This is a genomic window from Cupriavidus sp. R6-3, from assembly GCF_059772245.1.
This window is the reverse complement of sequence record NZ_JCBAJO010000001.1, coordinates 71,353-95,235: the sequence shown is the minus strand read 5'-3', so window position 1 is coordinate 95,235 and position 23,883 is coordinate 71,353. Positions and strand designations below refer to the sequence as shown.

Here is a 23,883-nt window from a genome sequence, read left to right as displayed (position 1 = left end):
ATCGCGGATTCCCGTCCTCAAACCGACACGGTAATGACGGTGCGAATGCCTTCGCGCGCCATCTTGGCGTAGGGACAGAAGCGCTCGGTATGGCGAACGAGTTCTTCGGCGACCGGCTTGTCGACCCCCGGCATGCGGATATGGATCTCGGCAATCAAGGCGTAGCCGCCGTCGCTGGGATCGCGGCCGAACGAGACCTTGGCCGCGACCGTCATCGCGGTGACATCGATCTGCTCGCGCTGCGCCAGCAGGCTCAAGGCCCCGTGGAAGCACGCCGCGAAGCTAGCGGCAAAGAGTTGCTCGGGATTGGTGCCGCCGCCCGGGCCGCCGAGCGCCGCCGGCAACCTCAGTTCGAGTTGCAGGTTGCCGTCATCGGACCGCGCGATACCGGAGGCGCGGCCGTGCCCGGACTCGCCTCCCGATACCGTCACGGTGGTCGTGTACAGCGTGGCAAAGTCGCGTCCGCGATAGCGGTCGAGCAGCGTCAGCGGTGGCGGTTTGAGCCCCTTGTTTTCCATCGGCACGCCGCGCCTAGTGGGCTTGCGACTTGCGCATCCAGTCTTCGAAGCGGACGCGCCCGAGATGCGCCTGGCCCTCCGGCACCAGCGTGCCCGTCTGCAGCTCGGCGCCGAAGTAGCGCGCGGCGGGATCGACCTGCACGGTCCGTGCATCGCCGATCGCCTTCAGATAGCGCTGCACGAGGTCGCTCATCTTGAACTGCTCGGGACCGGCAATCTCGACGATGCCGTTCGCCGGCGCGGCCAGCGCGCGCTCGGCCACGGCCTGCGCGACGTCGTCCGACGAAATGGGCTGGATCAGCGCCGACGACAGCCGGATCGCGTCGCCCTGCGCCGCGGATTGCACGATGCCGCCGAGAAACTCCATGAACTGGGTCGAGCGGACGATCGTGTAAGGCACGCTGGACTGGCGGATCAGCGCCTCCTGCGCGATCTTGGCGCGGAAGTAGCCGCTCTGCTGCAGCTTGTCGGTGCCCACCACCGACAGCGCGACGTGGTGCGCCACGCCCGCTTCCTTCTCGGCAACGGCGAGATTACGCCCCGAGGTCTCGAAGAAATGCAGGACCGCCGCGTCCTCGAACGACGGCGAATTGGCGAGATCGACTACCACCTTCGCGCCCGCCAGGGCCTCCGCCAGGCCTTCGCCGGTCAGCGCGTTGACGCCGGTCTGCGGCGCGGCGGCAATCACCTCATGGCCCTGCGCCGACAGTCTCGCCACGACCTTCTTGCCGATCAGGCCGGTCCCGCCAATGACAACGATCTTCATGATGCGTCTCCCTGCTGTGTGTGGAGTGAGTGGAAATGGAACAGCTCCACCTCATGCTAGGGGTCGCGGGAGTTGGGCACCAGACCGAAGCGCGGACCACGGTGTTTCCCGTTTGGCACCAATCGCGCGGGCAGCAGGCATCCCGGCCGCACTGCCTGTCGCGGCGGCGGGACGCGGGACGGAAATCGCAGGATGGTTCGAAGGCGATGCGCGGATCAGCGATTGACCCGCAGCCGGTATTCGCTGGGCGAGAGCCCGAAGTGCCTCTGGAAGGCGACCCGCATGCGCTCCTCGCTGCCAAAGCCGCATTCGCGCGCGATCTGGTCGACCGGCTTGTCCATGTCCTGCAACAGGCCGCGCGCTGCTTCCATGCGGAAGTGCTCGACCCCCTTGGCAGGCGTGCGTCCGGTCTTTTCCTTGTAGACCCGCGCGAAGTTGCGCGGACTCATGCCGACGCGATCGGCCAGTTGCTCGACGGACAGGTCTTCGCGGGACAGATTCTGGACGATCCACAAATGCAGCGTCTCGAACAGCGGTACCTGCCGGCTCTGCGTGATCAGGATCTCGCTGAGCTGTGGCTGTGCCCCGGGGCGCTTCATATAGACCGCCAGCTCCTTGGCGACGTTGAGCGCGACCTCGTGGCCGCAATCGGCCTCCACCATGGCGAGCGCCAGATCGATGCCGGTGGTGACGCCGGCCGAGGTCCACAGATTCTGCTGCTGCACGAAGATCGCATCGGCATCCAGGTCGACCGTCGGGAACATCTCGTGAAACCGCTGCAGCATCGCCCAATGCGTGGTGGCCCGCTTGCCATCGAGCAGCCCGGCGTGGGCCAGCAGGAACGCCCCGCTGCAGACAGAGGCCGTGCGACGGACCCTGGCGGAGGCCATGCCCAGCCATTCGATCAGCGATCCGGAGTCGATGGCGACCTGGAGAATGTTCGGCGAGCCCGGCACGATCACGGTGTCGACCTCGCGCAGGTCCAGGGTATCGAGCGCCACGGTCTGCATCGCCGTGCCCTCCACCGCCGCGACCGCCCCGCCGGACTCGCTGGCGACATGGCAGCGATAGCCCGGCATGCCGCGCTCGTGGGCGTAATGGGATGCGGCCCAGAACACGGTCTGCGGGCCGGCGAAATCGAGCAGGCTGACCTCGGGATACAGCACAAACACGACATTGCGCGGCATGGGTTCAATGGGCGCGGAGGCGGAGGGCGAGGGATTCAATTCCATGGCAGCCGAGAAGAGGACACCGGATGTTATGTCGTGCCGGCGATGGCGTGCAAGCGCGCGCAAGCGTGTGCAACGACATGCAAGGGCGTGCGAGCAGCGTATCCATGCGGCGCCCCATGCGGCAATGCGGCAATGCGACGCCGTTTCCATTTCTGCACCAATCTCGATCGCACATGGCAAAGCGCGCGGAAACCCGATGGCAGCCTGGCAGAAAATCAGGGAACGCTGTCATTTACCGTACACCGGCGCCTGATTAGCATCCAGGCACGCCTCATTTCTTGCGGCGATGCATTCAGGGAGTGCTGAAATGAACGAACCGGAAACAGCGGAACGCGCCTTCCGCCTCAGCCTGCCCAATCGCGCCGACGCGCTTTCCACCAGCTTTGCGGCGAGCTATGCCGGCATCATGGCGTTCATGGCTGTCGCCAGCGAGGGCAGCTTTGCCAAGGCCGGCGAGCGCCTGGGCATCGGCCGCTCCGCGGTCAGCCGCAACGTGCAGAAGCTGGAGACCCAGCTCAGTACGCGGCTGTTCCTCCGTACCACGCGCACCACGCAGCTGACGCGCGAAGGTCAGCGCTTCTTCGAAAACTGCCACCAGGGCGTGACGCATATCGTCGAGGCGATGAACGACATGCTGGAGCTCCGGGAAGGTCCGCCGCGCGGCCTGATCCGCATCAGCTCGACGGTCGGCTTCGGCAGGAAGATCATCGCGCCGCTGCTGGAACGCTTCATGAAGGCCTATCCGGATATCGCCATCGACCTGCTGCTCGACGATCGGCCCACCGACTTCGCCTCCGAGCAAATCGACGTGGCATTCCGCAACGGTCGCATCGAAGATTCGAGCATCATCGCCAAGCGGCTGATTCCGATGCAGATGGCGTTGTGCGCTTCGCCCGCTTATGTGGCCGCGCACGGATTGCCGCAGACGCTGGAACAACTCGCCGAGCACGATTGCATCAATTTCCGCTTTGCCAGCGGGCGGATATTCGAATGGGAATTCAAGGTCGATGGCGCCGTGCGCAAATACATGCCCACGGCGCGGCTGACCTTCAACGACGCCGATCTGGTGCTCGAAGCGGTGCTGCAGGGATGGGGCATCGCGCAAATGGCGGGATACCAGATCTGCGATCACATCGCGGCCAATGAACTTGTCGTGGCGCTGGCCCGGCACGCGCCGGACGATCGCGGCCACTTTATCTGCTATCTCAGCCGCCAGCACCTGCCGACCCGCATTCGCGTCTTTATCGACTTCATGACCGATCAGATCCGCGCGCTGGATCTCGATTGCCTGACGGGATTCAACGCGAAAACGCTGGAGCAGGAACTGGCGGCTTGATATCCGGTTCAACGCCCTGACAATCCGACGACCTGGCGCCCCGACGAACTTGACGGCCTACGGGCCTACCGGCCTGGCCGCCGACCGTACTATCGCCCGACAAACCTCGGCACCCGCTTTTCCTTCCAGGCGATGGCCCCCTCCTTGATGTCCTCCGATTGCACCGAGCGCTGCATATCGGCGGCCAATGCTTCGACGTCCAGCACGCCGCGCGCAATCGCATTCAGATGCTTCTTCATGCCGAACACCGAAATCGGCGCCAGCGACGCGATGGTGGACGACAGTTGCTCGACGCGTTCGCGCAGCGCCGAAGCCGGCAGCAATTCGGTCAGGAAGCCACAACGGAACATCGCCTCGGCATCGATCTTCTCGGCCGTCAGGAACAGATGCTTGGCGGCATTCAAACCCAGCCGCGAGACATAGCGCTCCATGCCGCGCTGATAGAAATGCAGGCCCAGCCGAGCGGCCGGCATGAACATCTCGGTGGCGAGTGTCCCGATGCGGAAGTCGCATGCCAGCGCGAGATCGGTGCCGCCGCCGTAGACCCCGCCGTGAATCTCGGCAATCGTCACGGGGCGGCAATCTTCCAGCGCATTGACCAGCGGCTCGAACCCGGCGCCGCGCTGACCCGCGGCCAGCTTGCCGATATCGAAGCCGCTGCAGAAATACTTGCCGCTGCCGCGGATGCGCAGCACCAGCACGTCGGCCTCATTGACCGTGTCGACATGCTGGCGCAGCGCGGCCAGGTCGTCCGGGCCGAGCCGGTTGGCGACCTCCGGCCGGCTCAGCGTAATGGTGGCGATGCGGTCTTCGATTTCCAGAATGGGGAGCGATCCGGTGTCTGACATGGGCTGGCCTTGCAATGAGAGGGAGTGGTCGAATCAAGGGGAAAGCAATGCGGCTTACGCGCTTGCCACGGCGGCATCGAAGCGATCGATCCGTGCTTCGGCAAACGCGGGACGTGCCTGCACCCGCCGCCACCAGTCGGCCACGGCGTGCGCGGAATCCGGCGACAGTGCGTCGGCATCGAGTTCGGCAAGACGGGCCACGAACGGCACGGCGGCGATATCGGCCAGCGTGTAGCGATCGCCGAACAGCCAGGGGCCGTCCTCCAGCATCGCCTCCATCTTCGGCACGATGGCCTTCAACTGGTCCAGCGCGGCGCGCTTCTCGTCGTCGGTATAGGGCCGTCGCGCGACGCGCAGCCACGCCTCGCGCCGCTGCGCGGTCGGCACGCGGGCCAGCCGTTCGGCCAGCTCCGCGTCGGTCCATTGCGACGCCTGCGCCTGGAATACCAGGCTCCAGTTCAGGATCAGCAGATTCGGCAGCGCGCGCTCGTCGGTCCAGCGAATGAAATTGCGCATCACGGCGCGCCGATAGGGATCGGCCGGCCGCAGCGGCGGCTCCGGATGCGTGTCGTCGAGGTATTCGCAGATGGTGCTGCTTTCGTGCAGCGCCCGGCCGTCGTCCAGCACCAGCCCGGGCACCACGCCGTTGGGATTGACGGCCAGATAGGCCGCCGAGTGATGCTCCTGCCGGCGCATGTCGACCGGCACGCTGTCGTAGCGGATGCCCTTCTCGGCCAGGCACAGGCGCACGCGGCGCGACGCGCTGGACAGCCAGCTGTGATAGAGCTTCATGCCGCTTCTCCTGGTAATACGGTTTCCATCGCCGGCGGGACTACGGAATCAGCACCACGGCGCCGCTGGTCTGCCGGGCTTCGAGCTGCCGGTGGGCCTCGCGCGCGTCGGCAAAGGCAAAGCGCTGGCCGACTTCGAGCCGCACATGACCTGCCCCGACCGCCGCCGACAGCGCCGCCATGCCTTGGCGCAGCGACGCCGCATCGGCAATGAAGGTGCGCAGCGTGGGACGGCAGACCATCAGCGACTTCGCGTGCAGCAGTTGCAGGTCGAACGCCTCGACATCGCCGGACGCGGTGCCATAGTTGATCGCCATGCCCAGCGGACGCAGGCACGACAGCGACGGCACGAACACGTCCTTGCCGACTGCGTCGTAGACCACCGCGACGCCGTGGCCGTCCGTCAGTTCGAGCGTGCGGGCGGCGAAGTCCTCGCGCCGATAATCGATGACGTGATGGCAGCCATGGGCCAGCGCGATCTCTCGCTTGGCCTCCGAGCCGACCGTGCCGATCACCGTCGCGCCCAAGGCACGCGCCCATTGGCACAGGATCACGCCCATGCCGCCGGCCGCCGCATGCACCAGCACCGCATCCCCAGGTTGGACCGGGGAAATCCGGCGCAGCAGATATTCCGCGGTCAGGCCGCGCAGCAGCGTGGCGCCTGCCACGTCTTCGGGGATCTGCGCGGGCAATGGCACCACGCGTGCCGCCGGAACGTTGCGCACGACCTGATAAGCCCCCGGCTGGAAACAGCCGACCGATTGGCCGACCTCCAGTCCGCTGACGCCCGGCCCCACCGCTTCGATGCGGCCCGCGCCCTGCGAGCCGAGCACGATCGGGAACGAGGTCGGCTGATGGGGGCCGTGGCTGCCGCGCCGTTGGTAGATGTCCGCGAAATTGACGCCGATCGCGCTTTGCCGGATCTGGACCTCGCCCTCGCCAGGCGGCGGCACGGCGACTTCGATGAACTCCAGTTCGTCCGGCCCGCCGTTTTTCTGTATTTGTATTGCCGCCGAATTCATACGATTCCTCGAAGAGGGACGCACGCTGGTCGCCCCGAAGTCACTTATTGGTGCCGCACCTTGGCGTGCGAGCGATCAGAGGCGGCCGTGGGGAACCGCACAGCGGAAAGTCTAGGACACCGAGCGACGCTCCGCATCCATACAACCCCCTATTCGTATACATACGATTGTTGTGCGTATACTCGCCGCACCCCATCATCCTTCCCCTGCCATGGCCCAATCCGAATCCCAACTTCCATTGCACGGCATCAACGTCCTCGACCTGACCGTCGCCCGCGCCGGCCCGGCCGCGGTACGGCTGCTCTCCGACTGGGGCGCCAATGTCATCCGGCTCGAGCCGCCGCCGCCAAAGGACCACGGCTCGGTGACGGGCCAACGCCGCGGCTCGGATGAGCAGAACCTGCACCGCAACAAGCGCAGCATGTGCGTGGACCTGAAGACGCCGGAGGGCGCGCAGATCCTGGCGCGGCTGCTGGAGAACACCGACGTGGTGGTCGAGAACTTCCGCTCGGTGGTCAAGGCCAGGCTCGGGCTGACATACGAGGCGCTGAGCGCCCGCAATCCGCGCGTGATCCTCGCCAGCATCTCGGGCTTCGGCCAGGATGGCCCCTACAGCGAACGGCCCGGCGTCGACCAGATCGTGCAGGGGATGTGCGGGCTGAGCTCGGTCACCGGCGAGCCGGGGCGCGGCCCGGTCCGCGTCGGCATCGCGATCTCGGACACCACGGCGGGGATGTTCCTGGGCCAGGGGATTCTGCTGGCGCTGTTCCACCGCGAACGGACCGGTCGCGGCCAATGGGTCCATACCTCGCTGATCGAGTCGATGCTCAACAAGCTCGATTTCCAGGCGGCGCGCTACACGGTCGACGGCGAAGTGCCGACGCAGCAAGGCAACGCCCATCCGACGCTGGTGCCGATGGGCACCTATCGCGCCAGCGATGGCCTGGTCAATATCGCGGCCAGCACGCAACGGATGTGGGCCAACTTCTGCCAGGCGCTGGAGGCGCACGATCTGATCGACCACGCCGACTATCGCGACGCGCGTTCGCGTGCCCGCAATCGGGCCGCGCTCGACAAAGCGATCCAGGCCCACACCTCGCGCTTTACCTGCTCGGAATTGATGGCGCGGCTCAATCCGGCCGGCGTGCCTTGCGGCCCCGTGCTCGATATCGGGCAGGCCTTCGAGGACCCGCAGGTCCGCCACCTCGGCATGACCCGTACCGCGCGCCATCCTGTTTTAGGCGAACTCGACCTGCTGCGCTCGCCGATCAACCTGTCCGCCGCGCCCCACCCCGAGCGCTTTGCGCGCGCGGCACCGGACCCCGGCGAGCAGACCGACGAGCTGCTCGGCGAGCTGGGCTTTGCGCCGGAGCTGATCGCGCAGTGGCGCGACAAGGGCGCCATCGCCTGACGATCGACGAGGGGCCGCAGAGCCCCATCGACCCAAGCAACATAACAAGGAGACACCGATGCACAGCCATTCCACAGCGACCTCCGCGGCCTCCCGGGCCTTTAGGGCTTCCAGGGCCTCTGCCACTGTCGCGGCCCTGGCGGCCGTGGGTCTGATCGCCGCCATCGCGCCCGGCGCCGCGATGGCCGAAGGCTATCCGAACAAGCCGATCCGGCTGGTGATCGGCTACACGCCGGCCGGCGCGGCCGATTTCGTTGCGCGCGTGGTGGGCGAGGCCATGTCCAAGGAGCTGGGACAGCCGGTGGTGGTCGAGAACAAGCCCGGTGCCGGCAGCACGCTCGCATCGGCATGGCTGGCGCAGGCGCCGGCGGACGGCTATACGCTGGGGCTGGCCACGGCGACGATCTATGGCATGGACCAGCACCTGTACAAGGTCAAGTACAAGGCCGACAGCTTCACGCCGATTACGCGGCTGACCATCTCGCCGCTGATCCTGGCCGTCAACAAGGACCTCGGCATCGCCGACGTGAAAACGCTTGCGGCGAAGGCCAAGGCGAATCCCGGCAAGTTCAACTACTCGTCTTCGGGCATCGGCGGATCGCCGCATGTCGCCGGGCTGTCGTTTGCGAACGCGGTCGGTGTCGACATGACACACGTGCCGTACAAGGGCGGCGCGCCGGCCTTGCAGGCGGTGGCGGCGGGCGAAGTGGAGTTTTCCTTCGGCACGGCATCGTCGGTGCTGCCGCTCGGCACGCAGGGCGTGGTCAAGATGATCGGCGTCACGACGCCGCAGCGCTCCGCCGTGGCGCCGGGGCTGCCGACCATTGCCGAGCTCGGTTTGCCGGGCTTCGACTACACGTTCTGGTTCGGGCTGTTCGGACCGGCGGGGCTGCCGAAGGAGGTCACGGACAAGCTCTATGCCGTCGCCACCAAGGTGCTGGCCGATCCGGCCATTCGCACGCGTCTGGTCGACAACGGCAGCGAACCGGCACCGTCGCGCTCGCCGGCCGAGTTCAAGCAATGGGCGCAGCAGGATGGCAAGAACGCGCTGCAACGCACGGTGCAGGCGGGCGTGAAGATCGATTGAAACGCGCGGCGCCGGCTGGCGCGGTTGTTGGTGCGCAGGCTGGCGTGTCTTCTGTCGCGCTTGCTGACGCGCTCGCTGGCGTGTTTTCTCGCTCTTGCTGGGGCGCCCTCCGTCAGCGCCCCGTCGGTCAGCGCGCCCCCTTGGCGCCCACGCCCTCGTCCGGCATCGACGCGATCATGTCCGCATAGACGTTCCCGCCGGTCGAGATGTGCTCGACCATCGCCCGCGCCGCCGCCTCCTCATCGCCGCGCAGGATCGCCTCCATCACCGCGCCATGTTCCTCGAGCGAGGCGCGAATGCGCGCGGGCTTCTCGAAGCGGTAGTCGCGCATGCCACGCATGCGGGCCCGCATCGTGCGAATCTGCGCGCTCAGGATCTCGTTGCGGCAGGCCTCGTAGATGACCGCGTGGAAACGGTCATTGGCCTCGCGATAACGGTCGGCGCTGGCCTGCGCCGCCGCCTGCTGGCAAGCCGCATAGGCTTCCCGCAGCGCCCCCCGTTCGGCCTCGGTGATACGCCGCGCGGCCAGCTGGGCCGCCAATGCCTCGAGCTGTACCAGGATCTCGCTCATGGCAACGTATTCGCGCAGCGTGATGGCGGACACAATCGCGCCGCGGCGCGGCACCAGATCGACCAGCCCGGCCGACGCCAGCCGGATCAACGCCTCCCGCACCGGCGTACGCGATACCGAGAAACGCGACAGCAACTGCTGCTCGTCGAGTTGGGCGCCGCTGGCCAGCTTGCCGGACAGAATCTCCTGTTCGATGGTGGCGCGGATCGTTTCCGCCAGACTCGTTCGCTCTTCGGGCATGCGGCAGGGACATCGGTTTGAGTGGGGGCAATTCTACTACGGGGGCCACCCGAAACGCCGTTTTTGCATGCACTGCGCGGCGTTATGTGTACGGAGACGTGGCCGGACGTTGAACTGCCTGCCAAACCGGCCACCGGGCCGAGCGTTTTTACCGTCGCATGCAATTTTTTCGCCGGCCTCGTCGCCGCCCTAGTCGCCGGCCTTTGCGCCGACCGATATGCGGCGGTGTCTTTACCGTGGCGCACGACATCCCAACGCCAGCCTTGCACAGGCCCTGCACAAGCCCCAGCAAGCCCTGCGCGAGCCACGGGGCGAAGGCGGTGATCGGCGAGGCCGGCGTTGGGCGCGGATATTGCTGATTGGTCGAACCCATCCACCTTCAAGGGAGAACACGCCATGCCTATCCGTACCGCAGCACTCAGTGTCGTCAGTACCGCCGCCTGTTCCCTGCTGCTGTCCACCGCGGTGATGGCGCAAGGCACCAGCACCGCGCCGAAGAACACGGCGCCCGGCAATATGCCCGCCACGACCGCAACGGATCAGACCACCACGCGAGGCACCGCGGGCGACGCCAGCAAGCTGGTGCGCGCCGACCGCAGCTTCCTGGAAAACGCCGCGCAGGGCGGCCTGGCCGAGGTCGAGGGCAGCAAGCTGGCCGAGCAGAAGGCCTCCAATGCCGACGTCAAATCCTTTGCGGCCCGCATGATCAAGGACCACACCATGGTCAACGAGGAGCTCACCAAGCTGGCTTCCAGCAAGGGCTATACGCCGCCGACCGAGCCCTCGGTCGTGCAGCGCACGGAGCTGAAGGGGCTCAGCGCGCTGGATGGCGAGCGCTTCGACAAGATGTACGCCAGCCGGATCGGCGTCGCCGCGCATGAAAAGACGGTCAAGCTGTTCCAGGAAGCGTCGAAGAACGCGAAGGACCCCGACATCAAGGCCTTCGCCGCCAAGCACGTGCCCGACCTGGAGCAGCATCTGCAGATGGCGCGCGACCTGAACAAGAAGGTCGGCAACGACAAGTAAGGTCCCGTCGTTAAGCCCCGTCGTCAGGCCCTCTTGCGGGGCCAGTCGTAAGGCCCTGTTATCAGTCCCAGTCCTGCCGCTGGCGGGCCGCCGCATCTGACCGCGGCGGCCTGCTGGTCCGGTCGATCACCGCTCCGCTTCGCCCCGAACCTATCCGCCGCGCCGCGCACGCCCTCAAGCCGACGCCGCACCGCCATGGCAGCAATGGCCGGCCTGCACCGGCGCTGCCTCCGTGCCGCAGCAGTTGCCCGGCAACACCGGCGCCTGCACGCCGCTGTGGTTGCAGCAACCGCCCTTCCACCAGCGCGCGCCCTCGCCTTCGCAGTACTTCGCATCGGCATCGACCATCCGCATGAACATCGGGTGGTAGTTGCGGCAGACCTCCAGCTCGGTCTTGACCCAGTGCAGCGGGTCCTTTGCATAGTGCGACCAGTAGTCGCCCTGCATATTGATGCCCGGCACCGCGGGATTCCAGCTCTCGTCGAGCCACAGGTCCGGATCGCCGTACTTCGCGCACAGCTTGCGGATGGCGGGGTCGTCGAGCGCCAGCAGGCGGCCGTTCTCGATGATGTTCTCGTTGTCGCCGGACCGCTCGGTGGTGTACGTGGGGAAATACAGGTGCAGGTGCCAGTGGCCGACCAGATGCCCCATCCTGGCGGCCTCGCGCTCGGCCATCGAGGAGATGATGGTGCCGAAGCCCATATGGATGACGCCGGAGCGCACGCGCTCGTACAGGCAATTGACGAAGCCCGACGGGAAGTCCTTGCGCGGCCGGTGGATATGCGGATTGGTGCCGATCGACGCCTCCCACCAGTACATCAGGCCCTTGCCTGGGAAGGTCGGATACTGGATGTCCCGGGTCTGCTCCATCACGTAGCGCAGCTTGTCGCCAAAGTCGCCGCCGGCGTTGATGCGCGTGATCTTCGAATTCTCGACCACGAGCTGGGTCCAGTCGCACGGCGCGATATGGTTGGTGGTGCCGGCGATCACGCCGCAGCCGTCCTCCTTGAACGGATGGAACATCCACGGCCGCCCGGTGATATGCCCCGGCAGATAGGTCTTGCCGAAATGCTCGTTGCCGCGCCAGGTCGCCGCGGTCAGGTCGGGGTGATAGAACTCGCGCCGCGCGTCCCAGTAGTCGTCGTGATTGGTGAAGCTGATGTCGGTGCCCTCGGGGTCCGTAATGCGCGCCCGCCGCGCGGTACGGATGCGGTCCCAGGTCCAGCGGTCGATCGCGTTGATGACCTCGATCGGCATCGCATGCGCGGGCGAGGCCAGGATCTCCGGCGTGATGAAGGGCATGCGCTGGATCTTGATGAAGCGCTCGGCCAGCACCGGGCCGCCGTAGCCCATCAAGATCTTGTCGTACTGCTGCTTCTTTTCTTCCTCTTCCCACATGTCCATCCACTGCGCCAGCTCGCGCGTGCGGAACAGGTAGTAGTCGACCTCGTCGGCCCCGACCCAGGTCGGGATCGGGCCGCGATCGACCTTCTGGATCTCGTACCTGACCTTGTACTTCTCGAGGATGCGCTGGCATGCCTGGATCGTCAGCTCGCTGTGCCAGTTGTCGACGCGCAGCAGCACGCGCTCGCCCTCCTTCAGGTCCCAGCAGGCGTTGAGCCCGTGGTTGTACGGACGGCGCGCGACGTGTTCGAGATACGGCAGCAGCTGGTCGGCATCGGTGATCTCGACGAACGGCGGGCATCGCGGGCGGCGACTGTCCTTCAGCGGCGGACGGTCGTAGTGCGGCAGGCCGCTGCGATCGTCGGCGGCAGGCGAGCGGTGGTTGGCGTTGGCGTTGGCGTTGGCGTTGGCGTTGGCGTTGGCGTTGGCGTTGGTGTTGGTGTTGGCGTTGGTGTTGGCGTTGGCGTTGGCGTTGGCGTTGGTGTTGGCGTTGGTGTTGGCGTTGGCGTTGGCGTCGGGCTTGCGAGCGGAATGGGCGGTCATGTCTGTCTCGGTTCTTGCGATGGAATGGCAGCCGGTCGGGGCGGCGGGGACGCCGAGCCCTCAGCGATCAATCGACGCTGGCGCCGGAGCGCTTGACCAGCGCCCCCCAGCGGTCATATTCGGCACGAACGAATTGCGCGAAGGCGGCGCTCGATTGCGGTACCGGCTCGGCGCCGCGGTCCAGCAGCTGCTGCCGCAGCGCGGGGTCGGCCAGCGCCTTCTGAATCGCGGCGTGGACCTTCGCGACGACATCGGCCGGCGTGCCCTTCGGCACGAAGATGCCGTCCCACGCGCTGACCTCGAAGCCGGCCAGGCCCTGCTCCGCCACGGTGGGCGCATCGGGAAAGCTCGGCACGCGCTGCGCGGTCGTCACGGCGAGGCCCTGCACCTTGCCGCCGCGCACCGCCGGCATGACGTTGGGCATCACCTCGATCATCAGGTCGACCTGGCCGCCCATCAGGTCCGTCAGCGCCAGCGCGCCCCCGCGGTACGGCACATGGACCATCGAGACGCCGGCCGATGCCTTCAGCAGTTCGGAAGCCAGATGCGAGGTGGTGCCGTTGCCGGCCGACGCAACCGTGTATTTGCCGGGATTGGCCTTCAGCACCTGCAGCAGTTCGGGGAAGGTCTTCGCCGGAAAGCCGGGACGCGTGACCACCATCGTGGCGATGCGCGTCAACTGCGCGACGGGCACGAAGTCCTGCATCGCATCGAAGCCGGTGCGCTTGTACAGCGCGTGATTGATGGCGAAGGTGCCATTGGTGCCGTACAGCAGCGTATAGCCGTCCGGCGCCGCCTTTGCCGCGGCCTGCGAGCCGATATTGCCGCCGGCGCCCGCCACGTTCTCGATCACCAGCGACTGGCCAAGCTCCTTGCCGGCGCGGGTCATCACGAGGCGGGCCAGCGTGTCGCCGCCACCGCCGGCGGGGAACGGGACGATCAGGCGGATCGCCTTGGACGGATACGGCTCGGACGCGGCAACGGCTGCAGCGGGGCCAGCCAGCAGTCCGGTTGCCACCGCCGCGAGCGCGAAGGCTGTCGCACGGCGGCGCGGGGAAACGACGGGCGAGCGCGGGGCTTGCCGCCGCCGCAGGAATCGGGATGGCACGGCGCTTGTCTCCTGTCCGGCATTTTGTCGCTGTTTGCATGCAAACATGCTTACCAATGCCGTTTATCGTCGACCTATGATGCCTTTTGCATGCAGTATTGGCGATGCACCCGGCTGCGTCAAGCTGGCCTCATGCCATAATGAAACCCCACATGTCTGCCCAACTCCACTTTTGATCGATGGCCTCCCAGATAGAACGCGTGACGATGGAATTGCGGCGCCGCATCCTGGCCGGCGACCTGCGGGCCGGCGAACGGATCCGCGAGGTGCAGTTCTCCGGGGAATTGGGCGTGTCCCGGACCCCGCTGCGGCTGGCGCTGGGCGAGCTGGAAAAGGAGGGTCTGCTGGAGCGTCTGCCGACGCGCGGGTTCCGCGTGCGTCAGGTCACGCTGGATGAAGTGGCCATGGCGATCGACGTGCGCGGCACGCTCGAAGGCATGGCGGCACGGCTGCTGGCGGAGCAAGGCGTCACCAGAGAGATATTCGCGGTGCTGCAGGCCTGCGTCGACGAGGGGCGGCTACTGGTCGAGCAGGCGCTGCTCGGGAAGGATGCGCCGGTCGATACCACGCGCTGGGCGGCGATGAATGCGCGCTTTCATCGGGCGCTGGTCGAGGGCGCGGGCAATCCGGCGCTGGCATCGGCGCTCGACCATATCGCCAGGACGCCGATGGCGGGCCCTGGCGCGCTGGGCGCGGCGGGAGTGCAGCCGTCGCTGGAACTGGCCTTCGTGCAGCGCGCGCAGTTCGATCATGAGGATGTGGTGCGGGCCATCGTCGCGCATGAAGGGACACGGGCCGAGGCGCTGATGCGCGAGCACGCGCGCCGCAGCCGGGACAACAAGCGCGCGCTGGTGCAGGGGCTGCATCCGGCGACGTAGCGGGCCAAACGCCCGGCCCAGTCCAGCCCAGCCTCGCCTCGCCCCGCCTCGCCCCGCCTCGCCCCGCCCAACCTCGCCCCGCCTGGCAGCGCAGCGGCCTACAACATATGGGCCAGGAACTCCCGCGTGCGCGGATGCTGCGGCGCGCGGAAGAATTCCTCGGACGACGCGCTCTCGACGATGCGGCCCTGGTCCATGAAGACGACCCGGTGCGCGACTTCGCGCGCGAAGCCCATTTCGTGCGTGACCACCAGCATGGTCATGTGGTCATCCGCCAGCTGCCGCATCGTGCGCAGCACCTCGCCGGTCAGCTCGGGATCGAGCGCCGAGGTCGGTTCGTCGAACAGCATGATGTCCGGCTCCATCGCCAGCGCGCGGGCGATCGCCACGCGCTGCTTCTGCCCGCCCGACAGGCGCGACGGATAGTTGTCGCGCTTCTCCAGCAGGCCGACCTTGCGCAGCAGCGCATCGGCGATCGGCACGATGGCATCGCGCGCCATGCCCTTGACCGTCATCGGCGCCTCGATGATGTTCTGCAGCACCGTCATGTGCGGGAACAGATTGAAGGACTGGAACACCATGCCCATCTTGCGGCAGATGCGGCGTACCTCGGCGTCCGGCACGTAGCGGCTGCGCTGGTCCGCGCCGGGCTCGGCCAGCGTCTCGCCCTCGATCTCGATGCTGCCGCCGTCGATCGTCTCGAGATGGTTCAGGCAGCGCAGCAGCGTGCTTTTGCCCGAGCCGGACGGCCCGATGACCGCCACCACCTCGCCCTTGCGCAGCGTCAGCGAGACGCCGTGCAGCACGCGATTGGCGCCGAACGACTTGACGATATCGCGGGCGCGGATCATCACCGGGCGCTCCTGCCCTTCGCCGCCGCGGTTCTGCGGCTCATTGATCGTGTGCGGCATAGCGTTTTTCCAGGCTTTGGAACATCCAGGTCAGCAGCAGCGTCATCAGCAGATAGAACGCCGCGGCGACCAGGAAAGGCGTGGTGGTGAAGTCGCGCTGCACGATGCCGCGCGCGGTGCGCAGGATGTCGTTCAGCGCCAGCACGTAGATCAGCGAGGTGTCCTTGACCAGCGTGATGGTCTCGTTGCTGACCGGCGGCAGCACGCGCCGCACCATCTGCGGCAGCACCACGCGGCGCATCGTCTGCAGGTAGGTCATGCCGAGCGCCTTGCTGGCTTCATACTGGCCGCGGTCGACGGACTGGATGCCGGCGCGGAAGATCTCGGCGAAATACGCCGCGTAGTTCAACGCGAAGGCGACCACCGCCGCGGGAAAGTCCGGCAGGCGCACGCCCACCACCGGCAACAACGGCAGCGCGAAATAGACGAACAGCAGCTGCAGCATCAGCGGCGTGCCGCGCATCAGCCAGATATAGCCGTTGACGGCCACGCTCAGCGGCCGCCATGCCGACAGCCGCGCCAGCGCGAGCGCCAGGCCCAGCGGGACCGACAGCGCCAGCGTGATGAAGAACAGCGAGAGCGTGATCCGCGCGCCCTGCGCCATCGGTCCCAGCAGGGAGAGAACGTAGTCCATGGATCGAAACCCGGCGCGCGGGATCCAGAAAAAAGCGGCGCCCCGTGAAGGGGCGCGGCGGGCTTACTTGATCAGATTCGCGCCGAACCACTGCTGCGCGATGCGGGAGGCCGTGCCGTCCTGCTTCATCTCGGCCAGCGTCTTGTCCAGCTGCGCCAGCAGTTCGGTGTCGTCCTTGCGCAGGCCGACGCCGTAGTCCTCGGTGCCGAAGTTCTCGTCGAGCACGCGGTACTCGCCGGCGCGCTTGCTGACCAGATAGCGGCCCACGACCTCATCGACCACGATGGCGTCGAGGCGGCCGGCGGCCAGGTCCATCAGCGCCGTCACGTTGTCGCCGAAGGTCTTCAGCTCCTTGATGCTGGCGGCCACCTGCGCCTCCTTGCGGATCGCGTCGACCGCGCTGCTGCCGTCCTGCGCACCGACGATGCGGCCGGCCAGGTCGGCCTTGGCCTTGATCGGCGAGGCGCTGCCCACCACGATGATCTGGTGGTTGCTCATGTAGGGCGCGGTGAAGCTGATGTTCTTCTTGCGCTCGTCGGTGATGGTCAGGCCGTTCCACAGCACGTCGACGCGCTTCCCGTTCAGCTCGGCCTCCTTGGCGCTCCAGTCGATGGGCTTGAACTCGACCGTCATGCCGAGGCGGCGCGCGGCCTCCTTGGCCATGTCGATATCGAAGCCGACCAGTTCATTGTTGGCATCGCGAAAGCCCATCGGCGGGAAGTTGTCGTCCAGGCCGACCACGACGGTCTTGGCGGCCGCGGCCGGCGCACCGGCGGCGGGAGCTTGTTCGGACTTGCCGCAGGCGGCGAACAGGGCCACGGCGGAGACGATCAGGAGGGCTTTCAGAGTTTTCATGGTGGGAGAGGCGCGGAGCGAGGTCAGAGCGTCAGAGCAGAGGGCGGGCAGTGCCCGGGAGCCGCCCGAATCCCGCTTTGGCGCGGTGACGTGGCGGCAAACCCGCCATTATACGAAAGGCTGAGGGATGCGTGCAGTCGATGCGTCGACTATTCTTTAGCAATACGCCAACCCGAAAGGTGACGAAATGGCCGCACGCTCCATTGCCTCCCTCTCGCTGAGCTTCGGCTTGGTTTCCATCCCGGTCCGGGTCTTTTCCGCGACCGAAAGCAAGTCCGGCATCGGTTTCAACCTGCTGCACAAGGGCTGCGGCTCGCGGCTGCGGCAGCAGTACATCTGTCAGCGCGAGGGCGTGGTCGTCGAGCGCGCCGACATGGTCAAGGGCTACGAGTTCGAGAAGGACCGGTACGTGGTGTTCGCGCCGGAGGAGCTCGACGCGCTGGAGACCGGCGCGCGCCACACCATCGACATCGTCGCCTTCATGCCGACCGGCGCCATCGACCCGATCTATTTCGACAAGGCCTACTATCTGGCCCCCGACAAGCGCGGCGCCAAGCCGTACAGCCTGCTGACCGAGGCGATGCGCAAGACCGGGACCTGCGCGCTGGCCACCTGGGTGTGGAAGGGCAAGCAGTACATGGTGCAGGTGCGCGCCAACGACGAGGGCCTGGTGCTGCAGCAATTGCTCTATGCGGACGAGGTCCGTTCGATGGCGGACCTGAACGTCGAGCGCACCGATATCCGCCCCGCCGAGCTGACGCTGGCCGAGCAGCTGATCGAGCAGAGCACGGTGGAGGCCTACGACCCCGCGGCCTATCAGGACGAGGAGAAGCAGCGCGTGCTGGCCGAGATCGACAAGAAGATCGAGGGCAAGAAGATCACGGTATCGGCGACGGCGGAGCGGCCCAGCGAGGGCGGCGAGGTGATCGACCTGATGGCGGCGCTCAAGGCGAGCCTGAGCAAGTCGCAGACCGCCGCGAAGAAGCCTGCGCGCGAGGCGGCGCCGCGCAAGGGCGCCAAGCGCGCCACGGAGGCCGCGACCCCGATCCGACGTACTGCCAGGAAATGAGCGCGGTCGGCAAGGACAGCTTCACGCTGAAGGACATCGAAGGCACGTTCGGCGTCTCGCGCGGGACGGTGGCGAGCCTGACGCGGGCAGGTTTGCTCGAACCGATCAAGGGCAGCCGCGGCGAGCGCCAGTTCTCGTTCCAGGACGTGGTGCTGATCCGCACCGCCGATTCGCTGAAGAAGGCCAATGTGCCGCCGCGGCGCGTCACGCGGGCCTTGCAGCGATTGAAGGCGTGGTCGCAGGACCGGCCGCTGTCGGGTGTGCGGATCGCGGCGGTCGGCAATGGCGTGGTCGTCTCCGAGGCGCATCGCCAGTGGGAGGTCGAGACCGGCCAGCTGGTGATGGAATTGCAGCCGAGCCGGTCGCAGCCGGGCGCGGTGCTGTCGATCCAGTCGGCGAGGAAGGCCGACAACCCGGCCAAAAACAGCGCTGATGACGGCGCTGACAACCGCGCTGACAACCGCACCGACCCCACCGAGCACCGCGCGGAGGAGCATACCGGCCACGGCCCCGACGCCGGTACATGGTTCCAGCTCGGCTGCCAGCTCGAAGCACAGGACATGCGCAAGGCCGAACAAGCCTACCGCCGCGCGATCGCGATCGCCCCCGACTACGCCGATCCCTATTTGAACCTCGGCTGCCTGCTGACCGAGGCGGGGCGCGTGCAGGAGGCCGAATCGCTGTATCGGGACGCGCTCACCGCGATCGGCGACGAACCGCTGCTCCACTTCAATCTCGGCGTCACGCTCGAAGATCTGGAGCGATACGAGGACGCGCTGCGCAGCTATCACCGCTGCATCGACATCGCGCCGGACATGGCGGATGCGCATTTCAATGCGGCCCGGCTGCATGAGCAGCTGGGCGACGCGCATCGCGCGATTCGGCATTTCAACCAGTATCGGAAGTACTGTCGCTGAGGGCTGCCGATGAGGGGCTGCCGATGAGGGGCTCCCGATGAGGGGCTGCCGAAGAGGGGCTGCCGATGAGGCTCGGCCGTTGAGCGTCTGCCGCTGGGGGGCTGTGGCACGGGCTCTGTCGAGGGCGCATGGTGCGCCGCAGGGTTGAGACTTCTCAACGGCTATGGGATACTCGGCCTGCTTTCAGCCGTTTTTCCCCGGTTTTCCGGGCCGATGGAGCAAACGCTCCACCGAAGACACCGGCTCACTCTTCCTCTTCTTCGCGACCGAATGCAACTCGTCCTGCGCCGCTCCGCCCTTTTCCAGCATGCCCTGCATGCTGTGGCGGCACGCGCGTACGGCGACGCTTGCGGCTTTGCCGCGCGCCAGGCCATGGTCGCCCGCACATCCCATATTCCCGCCGTGCTTCTCTCAGCCGTGCGGGGAGTCCGGGACTAGCACCAACAGTCCCACACCGGTCTCCCTGGCACGGCACATTGCCCGGGGATCGCCATCGACGATCGGCGATCCACTGTTCAACGTGCAATTGGGAGAGCGCATGTCCGCCAAGACCAGAAAATCCGCCGTCGTCTATCGCCGCGCCCTGCTCGCCATGGCCGGCATTGCCGCGCTTTATCTCGCGGTTGAATTCATCGTGATGAATCCGCTGTAGGCGGTTTGAACGCGGTTTCCCTCCGCGCCTCCCTCTCCCGCGTGGGGAGAGGGAGCGCGGCATCGCGCTTGCATTCGTGCGTGCCACCGCCCAAGGCACGACAGCCCCACCCTTCACCGACTACCGAGGTCCCGATGTCCATGGAACTCACCCAGAATTTCGTCAAGGCGAAACGCCCCTGCGCGGACGGCTACAAATGGTTCCTGCGCAACCGGCATGACGGCAGCGACTACCAGCGGCTGCTCGATGCGCTGGTCGATGCCGGCCGCGTCGGCGATGCGTGCTGGCTGCTGGACCAGTTCGGCCCCACCGATGCCGTGCTGACGCTCGATGCGCTGAACGCCGGCGCGCTGGTGTTCGCCGGCACGCTGGTCGTGCGCGGCGCCATCGATGTCGATTCGGTGGTCCGGGCCGGCCGCACGATCCGCGTCGGCGGCGGCATCCGCGCGGGCACGGCGATCATCGCCGGCGAAGATATCGACTGCGCCGGCAATCTCTACAGCGGCGGCGCCATCGAGGCCGGCGGCGACATCAAGGCCGCGTGGGGCATCGACGTCGCAACCTTCCTCGATGCCAAGGGCAGCGTGCGCGCGGGCTGGGACATCAGCGCGGGCGAGCACATCCACGTCGGCCGCAATCTGCGCGCGGGGGACAGCATCGCCGCGCAGCACGCGATCCGCTGCGGCGGGACGCTGAAGGCCGACGGCGATCTGCAGGGCCACGGCATCAGCGCCGGCCACGGCATCGAGGCCGGCGGCGCGATCCGCAGCAGCCACCATATCGAAGCCGGCTGGGGCATCAAGGCAACGGGATCCATCGTGGCGGAGAGCGCGATCAAGGCCGGCGAAGGCGTGCAGACCGACGAGGACATCGTCACCGGGCCGGGATATGGCATTCATGCGGGACTGAACGTGCGGATCGATATCTGGGACGTCAGCGCGCGCATCGTTGCCCGCCGCAAACCCGAGAACCTGGTCAGCGGCGCCTGGCAGAGCGGTTGACGACGGCCATGTCCTTCCTGCTCGCCCATGCGGCCGCCGGCCCCGCTTCATGGCCGGACTCGCCGCGACAGCGGCATACAAGCCGCCCCACCCTCGCCCGCCTGCTGCGCGCCATCGAACTGCGCATCGATGTCGATCACGCCCCCGACGCGCTCGAGGCCGAATTGCAGACACTGTACGACCGGCTCTACCAGCCCGGCGACTGCCTGCACGGCATCGCGGCCACGCCCTCGGCCCTGCCGGGGCTGGTGGTGCGCTTCCGCGAGGCGGATGGGGAGTATTACTTCTATGTTGAAGACACCGTGCGGCGCCGGCTTGCCGGCTATACCGTCTTCAACCGGCTGGTCGAACTGGACCGCCGCGCCGACCGCCATCTGCGCGCCCCGCATTCGAAGTTCGCCCCGCCCTACCAGCGCCGTGGCCTGGCCTCGGCGATCTATCGCCGGTATCTTGATGCGGGACACTGCCTGATCACCGGCGCACGCCAATCGCTGGGCGCGCATGCGTTATGGCATGCCCTGGCGGCGGACTACGAACGCGGTTATGTGGAACTACGCGACAAGGCGCTGCGCGACCTGGGGCCGCAGGTGTCCGAGACCGTGCGGGACGACCTGCATACCCGCATGGTGCTGCTGGGACGGGGATGGACGATGGCGGCGCTGAGGGCCGCAACGGGTATGGTGGTGTAGTCGTGAAACAACGTACTGCTGTCCGATAGACCGTTGATCATCCCGCGTCCGCTATCGCTCGTCCGCGTATTGGCTGCATCCTTCAGTAGTGCAACGTTCGGCGAGGTCCGAGCCGCGTACCGCCCTTAAGAACCGCCTCGTGGCAGCCGGCACGGCCAGCACGCCGCCGGTATGCAGTGAGCGCACAACGCGAAAGGACCTTGTGAAGCCGTTCCCAATGTTCTGATCGCCTTATGTGCGCCGCAATCTCTGGGTCAATCCAGGAGGCGATCCAAACAAGTCGCTGCGCGAACAGCTTCGCGCTGACGACCGTATGGCGCGGTCGACGTGGGATGAAACCGATATGCCCGTACGCGTCGAACTCAGGCATTCCCCAAATGGCATCATGATGGCCAACACGGTTGCGAACATCGCGAACGGAGCGCAGCAGTCTTACCAGACGGTTTCTGAAGTCTTCAGAGCCATACTGGGTGCCAACAGGCGCGTATGGAAACGCCATCTGAAGAACTGACTGTTGCAACGCGGGCGGATGGTTGGACCGGCCAAGCCCGTTCACCAATTGCTCCCAGAAGCCAAATGAGGCCGATGCAACAACGTCATCCTGGCTGATGGTCTTTCCTTTGCGGGAGCGCCGGTCCACAAACTTATGAATCTCATGCCGATCCTGAGGCGGCATGGAATGAGGCGTCTTCGGTGTTGGAGCGCCGGCGTGTACTGGACCCGCAAGTGGAAGCATCCACGGCGCCGAATCGGTCTGCGCATAGAACTGAGACAAGGCTCTATGCAACGCATTGCGCAACGTGACCTCAAAATCATTGAGAAGCGGCAGGAGCGCCCCCGACAATGCTTGGCACCAGGTGTAGCAGCCCAAGAGATCGCTCTTTGAGCTGCATTGGAAGAAACGGCGTACGGCGGCCAACCGCCGCTCTGTCAGATGGACTTGCATGCCACCGCGCACAGGGATGAAAAGCCGGAAATATATCTGGCTTTCCTCTCCACGGATGTTGATTTTAGACGGGCAGTGGCTGTAATATTTCCGCTTGAGACGGGGGTGGTCCGAGGTCGGACGGGCCTCCGTGATTAGAGTCGAAACCCCGCGCAAGCGGGGTTTCGGCTTTCTAGAGGCAGAACTACGCGATCAGCCCTTCGCGGCCATCACGCCGGCGATCGCCTTCGCGACCACCGCCACATTGCCGTGGTTCAGGCCGGCCACGCACATGCGGCCCGAGCGGACCAGATAGACGCCGTGCTCGGTGCGCAGCGTATCGACCTGCTCGGCGGACAGGCCGGTATAGGTGAACATGCCCCGCTGCGCCAGATAGCGCGACAGGTCCGCATCGCCGACCAGGCGCTGCAAATTGCCGTGGATCGCCGTGCGCATCGCCGCGATGCGCTCGCGCATGGCGGCCAGTTCGGCCTCCCACGACTGGCGCAGCGCCGGCGTGGTCAGCACCTTGCCGACGATGCGGGCGCCGTGCGTCGGCGGGTTGCTGTAGTTGGCGCGCACCGCGCCGGTCAGCTGGCCCAGCACGCGGCCGGCTTCCTCGGCGTTCGCGCAGACCACCGACAGGCCGCCGCAGCGCTCGCCGTACAGCGAGAAGTTCTTCGAGAACGAATTGGCGACCAGGCACGGCACGCCTTCGCGCACGAGTTCGTGGATCACGAAGGCATCGTCCTGCAGGCCGGTGCCGAAGCCCTGATAGGCCATGTCGACGAAGGGCAGCAGCCCGCGCGACTTGACCACGGCGATGACTTCGCGCCATTGCGCCTCGTTCAGGTCCACGCCGGTCGGGTTGTGGCAGCAGGCGTGCAGCAGCACCACATGGCCCTTCGGCACCTGGCGCAGCGCGTCGATCATCGCGTCGAAGCGCAGGCCGCCGGTGGCGTCGTCATAGTACGGATAGCTGTTGACCTGGAAGCCGGCGCGCTCGAACACCACGCGATGGTTGTCCCAGCTCGGATCGCTGATCCACAGCTGCGCCTCGGGGAAATAGCGCTTCAGGAAATCGGCGCCGACGCGCAGCGCGCCCGAACCGCCCAGTGTCTGGATGGTGGCGACGCGGCCCTCGGCCAGCGCGGGGCTGTTCTCGCCGAACACCAGCTTCTGCACGGCCTGGCGATAGCCGGCGATACCGGCCATCGGCAGATACGGGCGCGGACCCTGGTCGGCGACCAGCGCGGCTTCTGCTTCGCGCACCGCGGCCATCAGCGGCAGGCGGCCTTCGTCGTCGAAGCAGACGCCGATCGTCAGATTGACCTTGTCCTGACGCGGGTCTTGCGCGAAGTTCTCGTTCAGGGACAGGATGGGGTCGCCGGGGTAGGCGTCGATATGAGCAAACATGAAAACCTCAAGCCAGATTGAGACCGATGCAAG

Annotated in this window: 24 protein-coding genes; 9 read left to right on the top strand and 15 right to left on the bottom strand. The window is 66.6% G+C overall.

What is annotated here, in order from left to right; translation table 11 throughout:
* Nucleotides 1–17: 17 nt before the first annotated feature.
* The 3 genes from AC6EI8_RS00425 to AC6EI8_RS00415 all read right to left on the bottom strand — a co-directional run bounded on the left by AC6EI8_RS00425 (nucleotide 18) and on the right by AC6EI8_RS00415 (nucleotide 2,471).
* Nucleotides 18–518 (bottom strand): Ohr family peroxiredoxin, encoded by a 501-nt coding sequence (locus AC6EI8_RS00425; RefSeq protein WP_498380962.1) that lies wholly within the window; start codon nucleotides 516–518, stop codon nucleotides 18–20.
* 13 nt (nucleotides 519–531) lie between these two features.
* On the bottom strand, nucleotides 532–1,284 hold the full coding sequence (locus AC6EI8_RS00420; RefSeq protein WP_226105469.1) for an SDR family oxidoreductase: 753 nt from the start codon (nucleotides 1,282–1,284) through the stop codon (nucleotides 532–534).
* Nucleotides 1,285–1,499: 215 nt separating this feature from the next.
* Complete coding sequence (locus AC6EI8_RS00415) at nucleotides 1,500–2,471, bottom strand: GlxA family transcriptional regulator (protein WP_498380961.1); 972 nt, start codon at nucleotides 2,469–2,471, stop codon at nucleotides 1,500–1,502.
* Between the two features lie 352 nt (nucleotides 2,472–2,823).
* Between AC6EI8_RS00415 and AC6EI8_RS00410 the strand changes: the two genes are divergently transcribed.
* The gene (locus AC6EI8_RS00410; RefSeq protein ID WP_498380960.1) at nucleotides 2,824–3,852 is read left to right on the top strand and encodes a LysR family transcriptional regulator; all 1,029 of its coding nucleotides are present in this window, start codon (nucleotides 2,824–2,826) and stop codon (nucleotides 3,850–3,852) included.
* A gap of 89 nt (nucleotides 3,853–3,941) precedes the next feature.
* Here AC6EI8_RS00410 and AC6EI8_RS00405 read toward each other — a convergent pair whose 3' ends face one another.
* The 3 genes from AC6EI8_RS00405 to AC6EI8_RS00395 are packed head-to-tail and all read right to left on the bottom strand — an operon-like array spanning nucleotide 3,942 to nucleotide 6,513.
* Nucleotides 3,942–4,700, bottom strand: a complete 759-nt coding sequence (locus tag AC6EI8_RS00405; RefSeq protein WP_226105463.1) for an enoyl-CoA hydratase/isomerase family protein — start codon at nucleotides 4,698–4,700, stop codon at nucleotides 3,942–3,944.
* A 54-nt stretch (nucleotides 4,701–4,754) separates the two neighbouring features.
* Nucleotides 4,755–5,492 carry a glutathione S-transferase family protein gene (locus tag AC6EI8_RS00400; protein WP_498380959.1) on the bottom strand — a complete coding sequence of 246 codons (738 nt, stop codon included), beginning with the start codon at nucleotides 5,490–5,492 and terminating at the stop codon, nucleotides 4,755–4,757.
* A 40-nt stretch (nucleotides 5,493–5,532) separates the two neighbouring features.
* Nucleotides 5,533–6,513: a quinone oxidoreductase family protein gene (locus AC6EI8_RS00395; RefSeq protein WP_498380958.1), complete on the bottom strand. Its 981-nt coding sequence runs from the start codon at nucleotides 6,511–6,513 to the stop codon at nucleotides 5,533–5,535.
* A 211-nt stretch (nucleotides 6,514–6,724) separates the two neighbouring features.
* Between AC6EI8_RS00395 and AC6EI8_RS00390 the strand changes: the two genes are divergently transcribed.
* Both AC6EI8_RS00390 and AC6EI8_RS00385 read left to right on the top strand, forming a co-directional pair.
* Nucleotides 6,725–7,924, top strand: coding sequence for a CaiB/BaiF CoA transferase family protein (locus AC6EI8_RS00390; RefSeq protein WP_226105457.1), 1,200 nt, complete (start codon nucleotides 6,725–6,727; stop codon nucleotides 7,922–7,924).
* Between the two features lie 58 nt (nucleotides 7,925–7,982).
* Entirely contained in the window at nucleotides 7,983–9,011 is a 1,029-nt protein-coding gene (locus AC6EI8_RS00385) for a Bug family tripartite tricarboxylate transporter substrate binding protein (protein WP_370639467.1), read from the top strand.
* Nucleotides 9,012–9,138: 127 nt separating this feature from the next.
* On the opposite strand, the gene AC6EI8_RS00380 is transcribed toward AC6EI8_RS00385, so the two are convergent.
* Nucleotides 9,139–9,822 carry a GntR family transcriptional regulator gene (locus AC6EI8_RS00380; protein WP_149318245.1) on the bottom strand — a complete coding sequence of 228 codons (684 nt, stop codon included), beginning with the start codon at nucleotides 9,820–9,822 and terminating at the stop codon, nucleotides 9,139–9,141.
* Between the two features lie 396 nt (nucleotides 9,823–10,218).
* Between AC6EI8_RS00380 and AC6EI8_RS00375 the strand changes: the two genes are divergently transcribed.
* The gene (locus tag AC6EI8_RS00375; protein WP_498380957.1) at nucleotides 10,219–10,848 is read left to right on the top strand and encodes a DUF4142 domain-containing protein; all 630 of its coding nucleotides are present in this window, start codon (nucleotides 10,219–10,221) and stop codon (nucleotides 10,846–10,848) included.
* A gap of 174 nt (nucleotides 10,849–11,022) precedes the next feature.
* On the opposite strand, the gene AC6EI8_RS00370 is transcribed toward AC6EI8_RS00375, so the two are convergent.
* Together AC6EI8_RS00370 and AC6EI8_RS00365 are read right to left on the bottom strand one after the other, a co-directional pair.
* Nucleotides 11,023–12,795 (bottom strand): hypothetical protein, encoded by a 1,773-nt coding sequence (locus AC6EI8_RS00370; protein ID WP_498380956.1) that lies wholly within the window; start codon nucleotides 12,793–12,795, stop codon nucleotides 11,023–11,025.
* A 67-nt stretch (nucleotides 12,796–12,862) separates the two neighbouring features.
* Nucleotides 12,863–13,903, bottom strand: coding sequence for a Bug family tripartite tricarboxylate transporter substrate binding protein (locus AC6EI8_RS00365; protein WP_370639466.1), 1,041 nt, complete (start codon nucleotides 13,901–13,903; stop codon nucleotides 12,863–12,865).
* 179 nt (nucleotides 13,904–14,082) lie between these two features.
* Between AC6EI8_RS00365 and AC6EI8_RS00360 the strand changes: the two genes are divergently transcribed.
* The gene (locus tag AC6EI8_RS00360) at nucleotides 14,083–14,781 is read left to right on the top strand and encodes a GntR family transcriptional regulator (protein ID WP_498380954.1); all 699 of its coding nucleotides are present in this window, start codon (nucleotides 14,083–14,085) and stop codon (nucleotides 14,779–14,781) included.
* Between the two features lie 98 nt (nucleotides 14,782–14,879).
* On the opposite strand, the gene AC6EI8_RS00355 is transcribed toward AC6EI8_RS00360, so the two are convergent.
* From AC6EI8_RS00355 to AC6EI8_RS00345, 3 genes are all read right to left on the bottom strand, one after another.
* Nucleotides 14,880–15,632: an amino acid ABC transporter ATP-binding protein gene (locus AC6EI8_RS00355; RefSeq protein ID WP_498380994.1), complete on the bottom strand. Its 753-nt coding sequence runs from the start codon at nucleotides 15,630–15,632 to the stop codon at nucleotides 14,880–14,882.
* A gap of 40 nt (nucleotides 15,633–15,672) precedes the next feature.
* Nucleotides 15,673–16,326, bottom strand: a complete 654-nt coding sequence (locus AC6EI8_RS00350) for an amino acid ABC transporter permease (protein ID WP_006576339.1) — start codon at nucleotides 16,324–16,326, stop codon at nucleotides 15,673–15,675.
* A gap of 63 nt (nucleotides 16,327–16,389) precedes the next feature.
* Nucleotides 16,390–17,181 (bottom strand): amino acid ABC transporter substrate-binding protein, encoded by a 792-nt coding sequence (locus tag AC6EI8_RS00345; RefSeq protein ID WP_226105447.1) that lies wholly within the window; start codon nucleotides 17,179–17,181, stop codon nucleotides 16,390–16,392.
* A 187-nt stretch (nucleotides 17,182–17,368) separates the two neighbouring features.
* Between AC6EI8_RS00345 and ku the strand changes: the two genes are divergently transcribed.
* On the top strand, nucleotides 17,369–18,250 hold the full coding sequence (gene ku / locus AC6EI8_RS00340; protein ID WP_498380953.1) for a non-homologous end joining protein Ku: 882 nt from the start codon (nucleotides 17,369–17,371) through the stop codon (nucleotides 18,248–18,250).
* Nucleotides 18,247–19,167, top strand: a complete 921-nt coding sequence (locus AC6EI8_RS00335) for a tetratricopeptide repeat protein (RefSeq protein ID WP_265634194.1) — start codon at nucleotides 18,247–18,249, stop codon at nucleotides 19,165–19,167. Before ku ends, AC6EI8_RS00335 begins: the two co-directional genes overlap by 4 nt.
* 183 nt (nucleotides 19,168–19,350) lie before the next feature.
* On the opposite strand, the gene AC6EI8_RS00330 is transcribed toward AC6EI8_RS00335, so the two are convergent.
* The gene (locus AC6EI8_RS00330) at nucleotides 19,351–19,485 is read right to left on the bottom strand and encodes a hypothetical protein (protein WP_498380952.1); all 135 of its coding nucleotides are present in this window, start codon (nucleotides 19,483–19,485) and stop codon (nucleotides 19,351–19,353) included.
* Nucleotides 19,486–19,959: 474 nt separating this feature from the next.
* On the opposite strand from AC6EI8_RS00330, the gene AC6EI8_RS00325 reads away from it, so the two are divergent.
* Both AC6EI8_RS00325 and AC6EI8_RS00320 read left to right on the top strand, forming a co-directional pair.
* The gene (locus AC6EI8_RS00325) at nucleotides 19,960–20,820 is read left to right on the top strand and encodes a hypothetical protein (RefSeq protein WP_498380950.1); all 861 of its coding nucleotides are present in this window, start codon (nucleotides 19,960–19,962) and stop codon (nucleotides 20,818–20,820) included.
* An 8-nt stretch (nucleotides 20,821–20,828) separates the two neighbouring features.
* Nucleotides 20,829–21,509 (top strand): N-acetyltransferase, encoded by a 681-nt coding sequence (locus AC6EI8_RS00320; RefSeq protein WP_498380949.1) that lies wholly within the window; start codon nucleotides 20,829–20,831, stop codon nucleotides 21,507–21,509.
* A gap of 82 nt (nucleotides 21,510–21,591) precedes the next feature.
* Here AC6EI8_RS00320 and AC6EI8_RS00315 read toward each other — a convergent pair whose 3' ends face one another.
* Both AC6EI8_RS00315 and AC6EI8_RS00310 read right to left on the bottom strand, forming a co-directional pair.
* Nucleotides 21,592–22,455, bottom strand: a complete 864-nt coding sequence (locus AC6EI8_RS00315) for a hypothetical protein (protein WP_498380948.1) — start codon at nucleotides 22,453–22,455, stop codon at nucleotides 21,592–21,594.
* A gap of 192 nt (nucleotides 22,456–22,647) precedes the next feature.
* On the bottom strand, nucleotides 22,648–23,850 hold the full coding sequence (locus tag AC6EI8_RS00310) for an amino acid aminotransferase (RefSeq protein ID WP_226105441.1): 1,203 nt from the start codon (nucleotides 23,848–23,850) through the stop codon (nucleotides 22,648–22,650).
* Between the last annotated feature and the right edge of the window lie 33 nt (nucleotides 23,851–23,883).

Coding starts and splice junctions, on each gene's coding strand:
- AC6EI8_RS00425 (WP_498380962.1), bottom strand. CDS start 518: ATGGAAAACAAGGGGCTCAAACCGCCACCGCTGACGCTGCTCGACCGC.
- AC6EI8_RS00420 (WP_226105469.1), bottom strand. CDS start 1,284: ATGAAGATCGTTGTCATTGGCGGGACCGGCCTGATCGGCAAGAAGGTC.
- AC6EI8_RS00415 (WP_498380961.1), bottom strand. CDS start 2,471: ATGCCGCGCAATGTCGTGTTTGTGCTGTATCCCGAGGTCAGCCTGCTC.
- AC6EI8_RS00410 (WP_498380960.1), top strand. CDS start 2,824: ATGAACGAACCGGAAACAGCGGAACGCGCCTTCCGCCTCAGCCTGCCC.
- AC6EI8_RS00405 (WP_226105463.1), bottom strand. CDS start 4,700: ATGTCAGACACCGGATCGCTCCCCATTCTGGAAATCGAAGACCGCATC.
- AC6EI8_RS00400 (WP_498380959.1), bottom strand. CDS start 5,492: ATGAAGCTCTATCACAGCTGGCTGTCCAGCGCGTCGCGCCGCGTGCGC.
- AC6EI8_RS00395 (WP_498380958.1), bottom strand. CDS start 6,513: ATGAATTCGGCGGCAATACAAATACAGAAAAACGGCGGGCCGGACGAA.
- AC6EI8_RS00390 (WP_226105457.1), top strand. CDS start 6,725: ATGGCCCAATCCGAATCCCAACTTCCATTGCACGGCATCAACGTCCTC.
- AC6EI8_RS00385 (WP_370639467.1), top strand. CDS start 7,983: ATGCACAGCCATTCCACAGCGACCTCCGCGGCCTCCCGGGCCTTTAGG.
- AC6EI8_RS00380 (WP_149318245.1), bottom strand. CDS start 9,822: ATGCCCGAAGAGCGAACGAGTCTGGCGGAAACGATCCGCGCCACCATC.
- AC6EI8_RS00375 (WP_498380957.1), top strand. CDS start 10,219: ATGCCTATCCGTACCGCAGCACTCAGTGTCGTCAGTACCGCCGCCTGT.
- AC6EI8_RS00370 (WP_498380956.1), bottom strand. CDS start 12,795: ATGACCGCCCATTCCGCTCGCAAGCCCGACGCCAACGCCAACGCCAAC.
- AC6EI8_RS00360 (WP_498380954.1), top strand. CDS start 14,083: ATGGCCTCCCAGATAGAACGCGTGACGATGGAATTGCGGCGCCGCATC.
- AC6EI8_RS00355 (WP_498380994.1), bottom strand. CDS start 15,632: ATGATCCGCGCCCGCGATATCGTCAAGTCGTTCGGCGCCAATCGCGTG.
- AC6EI8_RS00350 (WP_006576339.1), bottom strand. CDS start 16,326: ATGGACTACGTTCTCTCCCTGCTGGGACCGATGGCGCAGGGCGCGCGG.
- AC6EI8_RS00345 (WP_226105447.1), bottom strand. CDS start 17,181: ATGAAAACTCTGAAAGCCCTCCTGATCGTCTCCGCCGTGGCCCTGTTC.
- ku (WP_498380953.1), top strand. CDS start 17,369: ATGGCCGCACGCTCCATTGCCTCCCTCTCGCTGAGCTTCGGCTTGGTT.
- AC6EI8_RS00335 (WP_265634194.1), top strand. CDS start 18,247: ATGAGCGCGGTCGGCAAGGACAGCTTCACGCTGAAGGACATCGAAGGC.
- AC6EI8_RS00330 (WP_498380952.1), bottom strand. CDS start 19,485: ATGCAGGGCATGCTGGAAAAGGGCGGAGCGGCGCAGGACGAGTTGCAT.
- AC6EI8_RS00325 (WP_498380950.1), top strand. CDS start 19,960: ATGGAACTCACCCAGAATTTCGTCAAGGCGAAACGCCCCTGCGCGGAC.
- AC6EI8_RS00320 (WP_498380949.1), top strand. CDS start 20,829: ATGTCCTTCCTGCTCGCCCATGCGGCCGCCGGCCCCGCTTCATGGCCG.
- AC6EI8_RS00315 (WP_498380948.1), bottom strand. CDS start 22,455: ATGCAAGTCCATCTGACAGAGCGGCGGTTGGCCGCCGTACGCCGTTTC.
- AC6EI8_RS00310 (WP_226105441.1), bottom strand. CDS start 23,850: ATGTTTGCTCATATCGACGCCTACCCCGGCGACCCCATCCTGTCCCTG.